Raw genomic sequence first — 13,105 nt, forward strand, 5'->3', positions numbered from 1 at the left:
AACCTGGGTTCCTCGCCCCCGCGAGCGGGGGAGAGGTGGCCGCGAAGCGGACGGAGAGGGGGAATGGCGCAAACCTATGGCAGATGAACTCGGTATGATTACTTCCGGCGTCGGCGCAGCCCCCTCTCCGTCCGCTGCGCGGACACCTCTCCCCCGCTTGCGGGGGCGAGGAACCCTAATTCCGCAAGGACGGCAAATCCCTGGCAAATTCATCGATCTCCGCCCAGGGATCCCCCGACGTCTCCAGCAAGCCCGGCAGCGACGAATAGTTCAGGTCCTGCGGCGCGTCGATCGCCTCCAGATCCGCCCAGCTCACCGGCGTCGAGGCCGGCAGGTTGGTGCGGGCGCGCAGCGAATAGGGCGCGGCGGAGGTGTGGCCGCGCGCATTGCGGTGATAGTCGATGAAGATGCGCTTCTTGCGGTTGTCCTTGCCCATGGTGGTGGTGAACGTGTCGGGCGCGGTGGCCGCCAGATGCGTTGATATCGCGCTGGTTGCCTGGTGCAGCTTCTTCCAGTTCTGCTTTTGCGTCACGGGCACGGTGATGTGGATGCCGCTGCCGCCGGAGGTCTTGGCGAATGGCACCAGCCCCAGCCCCTCCAACTCGCTTTTGATGTGCACGGCGGCCTCGACCACCTCGCGCCACGAAATCCCCTCGCCCGGATCGAGGTCGAGGACGATCTGGTCGGGCTTGTCGAGGCTGGTGCGGTGCGTGCCCCAGGTGTGGAACTCGACGACGCCGAACTGCGCCAGCGCCAGATAGCCTTTCGCGCCTTCGACCGAGAGGTAGGATTTGGTCTCGCCCTCGGAATTGGTCGCCTGGAACGTCACCACCGAGGGCGGCATGCCGGTGAAGGCGTGGCGCTGGAAGAAGCAGTCCTTGGGCAGTCCGGTCGGGCAGCGCACCAGCGACACCGGGCGGCCGAGGATATGCGGCAGCATGAAGTCGCCGACCAGCGCGTAGTAGACGGCGATGTCGAGCTTGGTCGGCCCGGTCCTGCCGAACAGCCGCCGCGTCGGATTGGTCACCCAGATGGTGGCAAGGTCCGCCTCTGAAATCAGCCGTTTGCGCTTGGCCGAGACCGGCGTCGACAGGCCGACATCCCTGAGACCGCGAAACACGCCATGACGCAATGCATTGTCCGCCGTGCGGTTGGCATAGTGGATGCGGGCTGAAAACAGCGGCTTCACCCAGTGCATCTCGCGCATGATCTCGCGCGGCACGCCCTCCGGCGCCGTCGCGCCGGCGGTGAGCGGCTCCAGCCGGGCCAGCAGGTCTGCCGCCGTCTCGGCGTCGAAGCCGGTGCCGACCTTGCCGCGATAATGAAGTTCGCCATCATCCCACTCGGCCATGCCAAGCGCGGCCAGCCCTTCCGCCGCCTCCGAAATCGTGTAACCCGCGATGACGAAATCGCCCTTCTGCAGCGCCTTGGTCTTGGTCCAGCTCCTGGTACGGCCGCTCTGGTAGGTGGCGGTGGCGCGCTTGGAGACGACCCCTTCGAGGCCCAGATCGGAAGCCTGGTCATAGAGCCCCTGCCCCGAGCCTTCGACATGGTCGGAGAACTGGATGGCGGAATTGGCGCCGAGGCCGGTGAGCAGTTCGGCCAGCAGCGCCTTGCGCCGGATGAGCGGCACCTTCGTCAAATCCCAGCCGTCGAGATGAAGCAGGTCGAAGGCATAAAAATGCAGCTTGCTGCCGGCGCCCTCAGCCAGCGCGTCCTGCAGCAGCGCGAAACGCGAAATGCCTTTGCCATCGAGCACGACGATCTCGCCATCGATTATCGCCTCGCGGCAAGGCAGTCTGGCGAAGGCATGCGGGAGATCGCCATAGCGCTTGGTCCAGTCGATGCCGCCACGCGTGATCAGCCGCACCTCTCCGTCGGAGACATGCGCCATGGTGCGGTAGCCGTCGAACTTGATTTCGTGCAGCCAGAGCTCGTTGGTATTCTCGGCAAGGCTTTCGCCGCCCGGCGGCTTCGGCACCTGTGTCGCCAGTTGCGGCTCGATGCGACGGAGCGCCGGCGCCTTGACCGCGCCCGGCAGCGCGCCGGGCTTCAGCGAACCCGGCTTCGGCGCGGACCGCGCCGCCGGCTTCGGCGGCGCCACCAGCTCCTCGATACGCAGCCCGGATTTCACGCTCTCCGGCCGCGCCTCGAGGATGTCGAGCCTGGTGTCGGAAGCGAGGTCGCGCTCCTTGAACAGCAGCCAGTTCTTCTTGTTCTCATCCTCGCCGGGCTTGGGCTTCAGGCGGGTCAGCATCCAGCCGCCATTGAGCTTTTCGCCGGCCAGCCGGAACTTGAAGGCGCCGGTCCTGAGGCTCTTCTCGACATCGTCCATCGGCGCCCACGTGCCGGTGTCCCAGACGATCATCGGCCCGCCGCCATATTCGCCCTCGGGGATGACGCCCTCGAAGTCGATATATTCGAGCGGATGGTCCTCGGTCTCGACCGCCAGCCTCTTGTCCGCCGGATTGAGCGAAGGCCCGCGCGGCACCGCCCAGCTCTTCAGCACATCGCCGACCTGCAGGCGCAGATCGTAATGGTCGGCGGTGGCGTGGTGCTTGTGCACGACGAAGCGGTTGCCTTCATCGAAGACAAGTCCGCCGGCGGGTTCGGGGGTTTTCGAGAATTCGCGCTTGGCGCGGTAGGGGTTGAGTTTGGCGGGGGACATTGGTCAGGAACCGAGGCGCACGGCAGCCGCCAACCGCCTCCTTGCTTCGCGTTCCGCAAACCTCGCGGTCGTCATCCTCGGGCTTGACCCGAGGATCCATGCCGTGACCCCTACCGTAGAGCGCAGCCGAGCGGAACCTGGACCGCAGCGGCGTATTGATGTCACGGCATGGATCCCAAGGTCTCCGCGACGTCGCTTCGCTCCTGCTCCGCCCTGGGATGACGAAAGCGTGGAGGCCATGCAGCTCAATCGTCAGCAGCCGGCGTCAGTTCGAGTTCGGCCGGCGTCAACCCCTGCTGCAACTGCGCGAGCCGGAACTCGTCGACCCAGTAGGCCTCGCCGTCGACCAGCACGCGCGCCCGGTAGGCGCCGTCCGAAAAGCTCTGCGCGGTGATGTAGACCTTGTGACGGTCGAGCGCCTTGCGCACGGCGGCACGCTTGGCATTCTGGCTGGTGACGGGACTGAACATGACGCTGCCCTCGGTTGCCCTGACACGCAACATGGCCGCTTCCGCGGCCCGGCGACTGGGCTCAAGGATGACGGAGACGCGCTGTCCTGTCAATTTGGCGGGCCACGGCCTTCGGCGATTGACGACCCGCTGGTGTCAGGCGAGTTGCGATGGAAGGAATTTTTCCAGGCTGGTGAAGGGGCTTCGCGCCTCGGCTTGAATCAAAACTTCAAGCAGGAATGCCCGCCTCACACATCCTCGCTGTCGAAGATCAGCATATCGGCGCCGCCGGTCGCGAAGACCTGGAGATCGGCGGCGGTCGCCTGCCCTTCGGCGCTGGCGAATGCATTCTGGATGGCGGCCAGATCGTCGAACCGCAAGGTGGCGACCAGATGGACCTTTGCCGGCCCCGCTGGGGTCATCACCGGACCGCTGCTGATTTCGTAGCGCCGCAATCCCGGGATGGTCTTGGCCAGCGGAATGTGTTTTTCGCGATAATAGGCATCGAACGCCGCCGGATCCGCGGGCGTGCCATACATCACCACCAGGCTTGCCATCATTGCCTCCCCGAAGCCGTTGCTCTTTAGGCAGCGTGATGGTTTGCGGGGAGCTCGTCAATCCGTGTTGGCGGGAACCTCAGTTCTTCAGTCGCCGCAATCGGCGCATCACGCCCTGCACAGCCTTGAACAGTCCCGGCCTGGAGCGCACGAAAAGCTCGGTCTTTCCACGCAGCTTGATATAGGCGGTCGCGCCCCTGCCCCGCAGCGTCATCGCCTCGCACAACTCGGCCAGCACCGCGCTCGAAGCGCCGATATGCCGCTTGTACCCCTGGCCGCCGACCGACAGGTCGAAATAGTTGAGCCCCCGGGCGCGCGCCCACATCATCAGCTTGCCGATCGTCGTCAGGCCTGGCGGGGTGTTGGCCACTGCGTCCTGGTCGATCCCCAGCAGCAGGGCGTGCAAAGTGTCCTTCATGATCAGCACGTAGATCACGGCGAGATAGGCTTCCCCGACACGCAGCCCGAACAGCCGCACCGAGCCGTCGGACAGACCTTGCAGGGCGGCGTCGCGGTAGAACGCGACGACCGGCGCCTGCGTCAGCAGGTCGAAACGCCCGAGCTCGCGGAAGCGGTTGAGCCTGAGCTCCAGCAGCGTCGCGAACTGCTTCTCCACCATATCGGGCGTTCGGGCTTCGACCAGATCGAGCTTGCCCATCTGTTCGAAACGGCGGCAGTGCTTATGGAAATTCTTGGCGAAAGACGATTTGCAGATGCGCTTGATCAGCGTCTCCGGCTCGCCATCCATGGCCAGGCCCGAGGCGATCTGGATGGAGTCGCGCGACGCCGAAAGCAGCGCCAGCGGATTGGCGACGCCGTGGATCCGTTGCGGGATCCCCGCGACATGGATGCGGTCCGCCGGCGGCAGCACGGCGCGGACCGCCGCCCAGGCGGCGGCAGCGCTCTGTTGGGTCCAGGGTGTCGCATCGGCCAGCAGCGGCGCCGAATAATCACAGACTCCGCAGCTCAGCCATTCGATCACATGATGGCCCAGCGCCCGGCGCCGCATCAGCGGCAGCAGCATGGCCGGCGCGCCGGTGGCGGCGTCGTTGACCTCGACGACGAGCAGGTCGGCACTTTTGGGCATCAGCCGTCTGGCGATCCCTTCCACCCAGGCAAAGGCCTGGTGGCCGGTGCACAAACCATTCGCCTCGAGGCGCAGCCACAGCGGCTTCACGCTGTCGAGGCTGGTGTGCAGCCGCGCCGTATAGCGCGCGGAGGTGCCGGTGCCGGCGGCAACCAGCGAAACCGGCACGTCGGGTCTATCAGTCATCGCAGCCGCTCGCATTGCCTGGCCTGCCACATGCTTCGCCTGTCGTTCTGGCCCGCCCTCAGCTTCCTCCACGCAAGCGCCGCAAACCCCGCATCGTTCCCTGGACCGCCTTGAGCAGCCGTGGGTGGGCGCGCACGAAAGCCTCGGCCCGATTGCGGAACTCGATGGCGTTGCTCGCCACACTGCCCCGCATCGTGAACCCGTGGCGGAGTTCGGCCAGTACCGAACCCGTGGCGCCCATATGTTGCTTGTAGCTCTGGTTGCCGACCGACAGGTCGAAATAGCCGAGCCCCTGTTCGCGTGCCCAGCTCATCAACCTGCCCATGATTGCAAGTCCCGGTGAGACATTGGGCACGACGCTCTGGTCCATCGCAATCAGGAGAGCATGAACGGTCCCTTGGTGGACCAGCAGATATTGGACCGCGATCAGGGCCTCGCCGACGCGCAGGCCGAAAAGCCGCACCGAACCGTCCGACAGGGCCCGAATGGCTGCGTTCCGGTAGAAATCGACAATCGGCTTCTGCGTCAGCAGGTCGAAGCGGCCAAGCTCGCGAAAGCGGTCGAGCCGCATCCGGACCAGCTCGCCGAAAATACCCTCCACCTTGGCCGGCGTATCGGCCTCGACCAGTTCCACGCCGCCGAGCCGTTCGAGGCGGCGCCAGTCCTTGCCGAATTCCTTGACGAAGGATGGCCTGCAAAGGCGCTTGAGGACGGTTCCCGGGTCGCCGTCGATGGCGAGGCCGAAGGTGGTCTGGATGGAATCGCGCGTGGCCGGCAGCAAGGCCAGCGGATTGTCGACGCCGTGGATCCGTTGCGGAATTCCCGTGATATGGAAGCGGTCCGCCGACGGCAGCACGGAGCGCACCGCCGCCCATGCGGCCTCGGCCGATTGCCTGGTCCACGGGTTCGCATCCCCCAGCAGCGGCGCCGAATAGTCGCAGACGCCGCAGCTCAACCATTCGACCACCCAATGGTGGAAAGAGCGCCGCCGCATCAAGGGCACCAGCATCCTGGGCACTCCCGTCGCGGCGTCCCTCACTTCCACGATGAGCGGTTCGGCACCTTTCGGCATCAGCCGCGCGATGATCTCCTCGGCCCACGCATAATGCTGGTGGGCGGTGCACACGCCGTCTGCCTGGAAACGCAGCCAGAGCGGCCTGACCGTTTCGAGGCTGGTGTGCAATCGTGCCGTATAGGTGTCGCTCGCGGCTATCGCGACAGGAGGAGAGACCTGCCCGTCGGGCGTGTCGGTCAACTCAGCAATTCGCACTGCCTGGCCTGCCACATCCCTCTCCTATCGTTTTGCCGCGGCGAACGTGACCGCCCGCCGCCGCCACGAACCCGGCAGACTGTCGTGCTGCTGGTCCGGATGCTCGATGTTCCACATGCGGTGATGCGTGAAATACCATGATGCCGCGAGCACGAAGGTCTCGGAGACCGCCGAACCCAGCAGCGCCCAGGGTGGAGAGGCGATCGCCAGCAGGATCGCGATCAGCGCCAACCCGACGATCGCGCCGCCCATCGTGATGAAGGCGACGATCCGGAAATCGCCGAGGATCTCGAGGACGATGCGGGGCATGATGTAAAGCATGATCGGGACGAAATTCGCGATCACGAAAAGCCCGATGAACCCGACCGAGGCATCCTGGAGAGCCTGGGATTTCACCATCGGCAGGACGAACATGACAGCGCATCCATAGACCAGGCCGCCTAGCCCCATGACGAGCGACCAGATCTTGGCCTGCGCCCAGACACGGCCTGTTTCATTGTGCTGCATGAGCTTGGCCAGCTCCGGCTGCGTCATGTTCACGAAGGCAAGGCTGATGATGCGCAGCGGCGCAAAGAACACCAGCACTGCCGCCAGCGGTGCGTAGGCGGCAGGCCCGGCAATGCCCGCGACCAGCAGCGCCAGGCATTGTCCCTGGATGTTGGTGGTGGTCGCGCTGAAGGCCGACCAGCACAGCTGGCGCCAGAGCCTGGCATAGCGCCGCCGCGTCGGCATGCGGAAGCTGATGCGAAGCGTGCGGCGTGCCAGCCGGACCAGGACGAGGATACCAACCAGATTTGCCGCGGTAAGCGCGTAGAACGTGGCCTGCAGCCCATCCTTTGCAAACCAGATCGTCAGCCCGGCCAGCACGGTGCCGGAGATTGTGAAGGCGGCATCGCTGATGGAGACGATCACCTGCAGGCGGCGCGCGAAGAATGCCGTGCGCATGTGGCTGCGCAGCGACCAGGCGCCGACGAAGCAGCCGGCGGCGATGCCACTCGGGTCGCCCAGCAGATGCATCAGGACAGCCGTGGCTATCGCCATCAGCAATGCCACGACCAGCGCCGCCGTTCCGAAGGCCACGTCATGGGCGTCGACGCCGGCGCTGTTGGTGCTCTTGCCCATCCATATCGAGGCCGGAACGGCGGTCAGCGACCTGATATAGGACAGGCCGACCCCGCCCATCACCATGGCGATGGCGAAAAGGCCGTAGCCTTGCGCCGACAGCAGATGCAGCAGCATGATGTTGAGGGCAAAGTGAAAGCCGCTCTGCATCGCCTCGCCGCCGATCATCAGCACGAGCCGCCGCACCAGATGGCCAGGAAATTTCACGGCCGTGTCTCCGCCTGGCGGGCGGTTGCCGCCCTGGCCGGCCTTGCCATGGCCGCTTTCAATTTGTCGGCGGCGATGGCGGTGATCGCGGCCGCGGCGACCGGCTCGCTGAAGACCGCCTCGTAGCGCTTGCGCCCGGCGGCGACAAAACCGCGCCAGGTTTCGGGCCGCAGGACGATCTCCTGCAATTTCGCGGCAAGGGCGGCTGCGTCGCCAGGCGGAACGTGCCAGCCGGTCTCGCCGTCGGCGACCACTTCGACCAGCCCGCCGATCGCCGACACCAGCGGCGGGCGGCCGTGGGCCATCGCCTCGATGGCGACGCGGCCGAGCGATTCCGGGCGCCGCGACGGCACGGTGACGATGTCGGCCCAGCGATAATGCTCGGACGGGTCCGGTATGAACGGCAACACGCTGACCCGCTCGGTGAGTCCCATACCGCCGACCAGTTCGGCGAGCGCACGCTCGCGCTCGATGCTTTCAAAGGCGCCGCCGACCAGCCGCACCTCGATCCTCGACTTCAGCTCCGCCGGCAGTGAGGCGATCGCTTCCAGCAGCACTTCCTGGCCCTTGATCCTGTTGACACGGCCAAGCAGCAGTACGCGCAGCGGGCGCTTGCCGTCATAGGTCATCGCTTCGGCCGCCGCCGGACCGGCAACGCCATTATAGACGACATGGGAGCGCGCGGATCCGGGATCGCCGAACGCGGCGCGCGTCGCCTTCGAGTTGAAGATGAGATCGGCATGGCTCCAATGCATCAACCCGACGAGGATCCGGCGCAGCACGCCTTCGGGAATTTCGTGGATGTGCAGCAATGTCTTGGTGGGCAGCAGGCGCGAGGCCAGCGCATAGTCGGCGACGATCGAAGTGTTGACGTAGACGAGGTCACAATCGCGCAGGCGTCGCCATGCCCGCCACACCGCGACCGGCAGCCGCGCCATCTCGATTGTGGCGAGGCGCGCCATGGCCTGGCGCCTCAGCACCCAGAGCGGCTCGAAGACGATGCGGCTGGCGTGAGGTTCCAGGATCTTTACGATCGGCCCGCTGCGCGGCAGGACCACCTCGATGTCGGCGGACGGAAACGCGGCGCGCAACGCGGCGACGCTCTCCGCGAAGCTGCGGTCGGAGCCATAGAGCTCATAGCCCTGATGGACGCATGCAATCCGCATATTCCCAAGCATCTTTCTGCCAGGGGAAGTTTGACGATCCCCGCAGCCTGACCGTACAGGCGACTGGAAATCTCAAGCCCAACACCCCTTTGGACTTTCACTGGTTGCCGGTATGGCCATGAAGCGGATGTCGAATCCGGATCACCACACCAATTCTGCACGTCCTCCGCCGATTCTGACGCACAGAAATCCCTGAGCAAGGATCATGCCGGGCCTGATTTCTCCGTCTGGTGGTAGCCAGGGCCGGCAATGCCTCGTTTCGATACACATACGTGCGGAAAGTTGACCGATAGTGAAACAACGCGGGCGTCCGGAAGAAATATTTTACAACCCGGGTGCAATAATCGCCGGGTCGAAGCTGGCAGGCATGTTGCATGGCCAGCTTTTGAGATCAGACAGCCCCGCACCGCGTATCGAGCGGACTTGAAAGCGCAACGGCCATGAAATCGGAAAAGCCCTCCATCCTGATCCTGGGAACGCGCGGCATCCCCGCGGCCCATGGCGGCTTCGAAACCTTCGCCGAGAAGCTGGCGCTTTTTCTTGTCGGACGCGGCTGGAAGGTCGGAGTCTATTGTCAGGACGAGGTTGCACGGGTCGACCAGAGGGTGCGCGTCGCAAGCTGGAACGGCATCGACCTCATCCACATCCAGGTCGCCTCGAAAGGCCCACGCGCGACGCTGGAGTTCGACTGGCAATGCGTGCTCGACGCCGCCCGGCGGCCCGGCGTCTGCCTCGTGCTTGGCTATAATGGCGCGGTCTTCCTGACCTGGCTCAGGCTGATGCGGCGCAAGATCATCACCAACATGGACGGCATCGAGTGGCGCCGGCCCAAATGGGGTGCTGCGGCGCGCACATGGTTCTGGCTCAACGAGTGGCTCGGCGCCTGGGCCTCGCACCGCCTGGTCGCCGACCATCCTGTGATCGCGGATCATCTGGCAACGCGCCGGCCGCGCAGCGCCATCGCCACCATCGCCTATGGCGCCGATCCGGTGACAGCGGCACCGGAGGCGCCGGTGCGCGCGCTCGGCCTCGAGCCCGGCAAATACCTGATCTCGATCGCTCGCATCGAGCCCGACAACAACATCCTGCCCATCGTCGAGGCCTTCTGCAGCCAGAAGCGCGACATGAAGCTGGTGGTGCTGGGCACGCTTTCCGATGCCATTCCCTACCATGTCGCCGTCCGCCAGGCGGCGAACGCCTCGGTCGTCCTGCCGGGCGCCATCTACGACCAGGCCACGGTGAAGGCGCTCAGGTTCCACGCCCGCGCCTATCTGCATGGCCACACGGTCGGCGGCACCAACCCGTCGCTGGTCGAGGCGCTGGCCGCCGGCAACATGGTGATCGCCCACGACAACCCCTACAACAGATGGACCGCCGGCACCGCGGCCATCCACTTCACGGACACGCAAAGCTGCGCCGAGCGGATGCGCCAGGCGATGGAGGATGACGCCCTGGCCAAAGCCTGCGGCGAGGCCGCCAGGACGCGCGCCCGCGAAGCCTTCCGCTGGGAGGATGTCCTGCTTGCCTACGAGAATGAAGCCTACCGGCTTCTCGGCGCGACCGCCGCGCGGCCGGCCGCGATCGAGCGCCCCTCGCCCGGCGCCGTATGACGGACTGGTCGCGGCGGCGGCTTCTGCGCACAGCGCTGTCGACCGCGCTAGTGCCCGCCGCGCTCGCGCCGGTACCGCCCGCTTTTGCTACAGGCGGCGAGTGGCGTCTCCGCCGCGGCGTCAATGCCTGGCCCTGGTTCGCGCTGACGCGCGAATTTCCGGCGCCACGCACCGACTATGACTGGCCGCCCTTCCAGTCGCAGCGGCCGGTGCCGACACCGGACGACCTCCACCGGCTGCGCGAGACCGGGCTCGACTTCATCCGCCTGCCCGTCGATCCCGGCCCGTTCCTGGCGGCCGACGCAGCCACGCGCGGCAAGCTGCTGGACATGCTGGACGCGGCCGTCGCCGCCGCGCTCGACGCCGGTCTCGGCATCATCGTCAACGTCCAGGCCAATGGCGCCACCCATTACTGGAACCCCGACCGCATGGTCTCGAGCACCGCCGCGCCCGAATTCGAAGCCTATCGCGGATTGGTCGGCGAACTGGCCGGCAGGCTGGAACGGTTCCAGCCGGGCATGGTGGCGCTGGAGCCGGTCAACGAGCCGCCGCAATCCTGCGATTCCAACGTCTGGTCGCAGGTCCAGGCAGCCCTTCTGACGACGGCCAGAGCGTCGTCCCATGGCTTGCCGCTGGTCGTCACCGGAGGCTGCGGCTCGATGGTGGGCGGGCTGGCAGCACTCGATCCGGCGCCGCTGGCCGCCTTCGAGCCGATCCTGTTCACCTTCCATTTCTACGAACCCTATCTGTTCAGCCACCAGGGCGCGCCCTGGATGCGCGAACCTGTCTACCGCGCGCTCAACAACGTGCCGTGGCCGGCATCCGCCGGCTCGCTCGAGCGGACGCTGGCCTCCGTCAGGGCGCGCATGGCCAAGGATACCGAGACCACGGACGAGGCCAAGAAAGCCGCCTATGCGCAAACCGAGCGCGTGCTGAAGGTCTATTTCGACGCCCGGCCCGACCGCTGGTTCATCGACAAATATCTGAGCCAGGCGCGCGACTGGGCCGATAGCCACGGCATCGCGCCGGAACGCGTCATCATGGGCGAATTCGGCGCGTTGCGCACCGACGCCCGCTACACCGCCGCGCCCGACCCCGACCGCGCCCGCTACATTTCCGATGTCAGGCAAAGCGCGGAGTCGTTCGGCTTTCCCTGGGCCTTCTGGGATCTCTTCGACGGCATGGGCATGATGGACGACGCTACGCGGGCGCTGGATCCGGCGATGGTGGACGCGCTTGGGTTGAGGATGGCGGAGTAGTGGTAGCGCTGACCGCGGAGATTGACCGAAACCTTCCCGCGCTTCGTCATCCTAGGGCGTAGCAAGGAGCGAAGCGACGCGGCGCAGACCCTAGGATCCATGCCGCGACGTCGACCAAGGGATGCAGCGATCAAGAATAGTCACCCGAACCAACGGGAGTCAAAGTCACGCATGACGGGATATGTCTATATGACAGCGAGCCAAAAGCGCGGCACGATCTATATCGGCGTCACCAATGACCTCGGCCGTCGCATGCCTGAGCATAAGTCTGGCCAAGGCGCACGCTTCACCGGCCGCTACGGCGTGCAACGTCTTGTTTGGTACGAGGAATATTTCGACATCACTGACGCTATCCAGCGCGAAAAGTCGCTGAAGCGCTGGGCGCGCCAATGGAAGGTCGACTTGATCGAAAAGACCAATCCGGAATGGTTCGAGCTTTTCGCGGCACGGGATGGTGAGCATTCTGCACCGCTGCATCCTTCGGCCAACGTCCCGGCATGGATCCTAGGTGTTTGATCCCGAGCTTTAATGGTGCGATATTTTCTTCCGACTGGAAGGATGCGTTATGGGACAAGTTCTGCACGGCCGCGCCACGACTACAGAGGCAATCCGTCGAGCAATACAAAATAGTCAAGAGAGCCTGAGGGCGCTGGCCAGGCGCTACGGGATCGATCAGAAGACGGTTCGAAAGTGGAAGAACCGAACCTCGACCGCCGATCTTCCGACAGGCCCCAAGGACCCGAAGTCGACGGTGTTGTCTGTGGAAGAAGAGGCGGCCATCGTCGCCTTTCGCAAGCACACGCTGCTGCCACTGGATGATTGTCTCTATGCCCTTCAGCCGACGATCCCGCATCTGACACGCTCGTCCTTGCATCGTTGCCTTCAACGCCATGGTATTTCGCGATTGCCGCAGGTGGATGGTGACAAGCCGGCCAAGAAAAAGTTTCAGGCCTATCCGATCGGCTATTTCCATATCGATATCGCCGATGTGCAGACCGCCGAGGGCAAGCTGCGTCTCTTCGTTGCCGTCGACCGGACGTCCAAGTTCGCCTATGCGCAGCTACACGCGACGGCGGACAAGGTGACGATGGTCCAGTTCCTGCGAGATCTGATCGCGGCCGTGCCCTATGCCATCCACACCATTTTGACCGACAACGGCATCCAGTTCACCAACCGAAGCTGCGACCGCCATGCCCCCCGGCATATCTTCGATGATGTCTGCGCCGACCATGGCATCGAGCACCGGCTCACCAAGATCAACCATCCCTGGACCAACGGCCAGGTCGAGCGGATGAACCGAACCATCAAGGACGCGACCGTCAAGTGCTTCCACTATGACGATCACGATCAGCTGCGCCGACCCCTCGCCGACTTCATCTCAGCCTACAATTTCGCACGCAGGCTCAAGACCCTCAAAGGCCTCACGCCTTATGAGTTCATCTGCAAAATCTGGAAAAAAGAGCCCGAACGGTTCAGACTCGACCCGGTCCATCAAATGCCGGGACTAAACACCTAGGGTCTGCG

The 13,105-nt window shown here is 65.0% G+C and carries 11 protein-coding genes; 4 read left to right on the plus strand and 7 right to left on the minus strand.

Features of this window, described 5'->3' with window-relative positions:
- Window positions 1-175: 175 nt before the first annotated feature.
- From ligD to FJ938_RS25920, 7 genes are all read right to left on the minus strand, one after another.
- Complete coding sequence (gene ligD / locus FJ938_RS25890; protein WP_140698780.1) at window positions 176-2,668, minus strand: DNA ligase D; 2,493 nt, start codon at window positions 2,666-2,668, stop codon at window positions 176-178.
- Between the two features lie 245 nt (window positions 2,669-2,913).
- Window positions 2,914-3,138 carry a hypothetical protein gene (locus tag FJ938_RS25895; protein ID WP_140698845.1) on the minus strand — a complete coding sequence of 75 codons (225 nt, stop codon included), beginning with the start codon at window positions 3,136-3,138 and terminating at the stop codon, window positions 2,914-2,916.
- 227 nt (window positions 3,139-3,365) lie between these two features.
- Window positions 3,366-3,674: an EthD family reductase gene (locus FJ938_RS25900; RefSeq protein ID WP_140698783.1), complete on the minus strand. Its 309-nt coding sequence runs from the start codon at window positions 3,672-3,674 to the stop codon at window positions 3,366-3,368.
- Window positions 3,675-3,753: 79 nt separating this feature from the next.
- Window positions 3,754-4,947 carry a GNAT family N-acetyltransferase gene (locus tag FJ938_RS25905; protein ID WP_246673522.1) on the minus strand — a complete coding sequence of 398 codons (1,194 nt, stop codon included), beginning with the start codon at window positions 4,945-4,947 and terminating at the stop codon, window positions 3,754-3,756.
- A 58-nt stretch (window positions 4,948-5,005) separates the two neighbouring features.
- Complete coding sequence (locus tag FJ938_RS25910; protein WP_140698786.1) at window positions 5,006-6,232, minus strand: GNAT family N-acetyltransferase; 1,227 nt, start codon at window positions 6,230-6,232, stop codon at window positions 5,006-5,008.
- 9 nt (window positions 6,233-6,241) lie between these two features.
- Window positions 6,242-7,546 carry a hypothetical protein gene (locus FJ938_RS25915; protein WP_181169182.1) on the minus strand — a complete coding sequence of 435 codons (1,305 nt, stop codon included), beginning with the start codon at window positions 7,544-7,546 and terminating at the stop codon, window positions 6,242-6,244.
- Window positions 7,543-8,724, minus strand: a complete 1,182-nt coding sequence (locus FJ938_RS25920) for a glycosyltransferase family 4 protein (RefSeq protein WP_246673524.1) — start codon at window positions 8,722-8,724, stop codon at window positions 7,543-7,545. The genes FJ938_RS25915 and FJ938_RS25920 overlap by 4 nt, the downstream gene beginning before the upstream one ends.
- A gap of 428 nt (window positions 8,725-9,152) precedes the next feature.
- On the opposite strand from FJ938_RS25920, the gene FJ938_RS25925 reads away from it, so the two are divergent.
- From FJ938_RS25925 to FJ938_RS25940, 4 genes are read left to right on the plus strand one after another with little or no spacing between them, the layout of a single operon-like run.
- Complete coding sequence (locus FJ938_RS25925; protein WP_140698792.1) at window positions 9,153-10,322, plus strand: DUF1972 domain-containing protein; 1,170 nt, start codon at window positions 9,153-9,155, stop codon at window positions 10,320-10,322.
- Entirely contained in the window at window positions 10,319-11,581 is a 1,263-nt protein-coding gene (locus tag FJ938_RS25930; RefSeq protein ID WP_140698795.1) for a cellulase family glycosylhydrolase, read from the plus strand. Before FJ938_RS25925 ends, FJ938_RS25930 begins: the two co-directional genes overlap by 4 nt.
- Window positions 11,582-11,602: 21 nt before the next feature.
- A complete protein-coding gene (locus FJ938_RS25935) occupies window positions 11,603-12,097 on the plus strand; it encodes a GIY-YIG nuclease family protein (RefSeq protein ID WP_246673526.1) in 495 nt (164 codons plus the stop codon).
- 49 nt (window positions 12,098-12,146) lie between these two features.
- Window positions 12,147-13,097, plus strand: coding sequence for an IS481 family transposase (locus tag FJ938_RS25940; protein ID WP_140698798.1), 951 nt, complete (start codon window positions 12,147-12,149; stop codon window positions 13,095-13,097).
- Window positions 13,098-13,105 lie beyond the last annotated feature (8 nt).

It is taken from the genome of Mesorhizobium sp. B2-4-14, from assembly GCF_006442155.1.
In the GTDB taxonomy this organism is placed as follows: Bacteria; Pseudomonadota; Alphaproteobacteria; order Rhizobiales; family Rhizobiaceae; genus Mesorhizobium.

Bases quoted from the DNA above. Each gene is read 5' to 3' on its own strand.
- FJ938_RS25895 (WP_140698845.1), bottom strand. From the start codon at position 3,138: ATGTTCAGTCCCGTCACCAGCCAGAATGCCAAGCGTGCCGCCGTGCGC.
- FJ938_RS25940 (WP_140698798.1), top strand. From the start codon at position 12,147: ATGGGACAAGTTCTGCACGGCCGCGCCACGACTACAGAGGCAATCCGT.
- FJ938_RS25900 (WP_140698783.1), bottom strand. From the start codon at position 3,674: ATGGCAAGCCTGGTGGTGATGTATGGCACGCCCGCGGATCCGGCGGCG.
- FJ938_RS25930 (WP_140698795.1), top strand. From the start codon at position 10,319: ATGACGGACTGGTCGCGGCGGCGGCTTCTGCGCACAGCGCTGTCGACC.
- ligD (WP_140698780.1), bottom strand. From the start codon at position 2,668: ATGTCCCCCGCCAAACTCAACCCCTACCGCGCCAAGCGCGAATTCTCG.
- FJ938_RS25905 (WP_246673522.1), bottom strand. From the start codon at position 4,947: ATGACTGATAGACCCGACGTGCCGGTTTCGCTGGTTGCCGCCGGCACC.
- FJ938_RS25920 (WP_246673524.1), bottom strand. From the start codon at position 8,724: ATGCTTGGGAATATGCGGATTGCATGCGTCCATCAGGGCTATGAGCTC.
- FJ938_RS25925 (WP_140698792.1), top strand. From the start codon at position 9,153: ATGAAATCGGAAAAGCCCTCCATCCTGATCCTGGGAACGCGCGGCATC.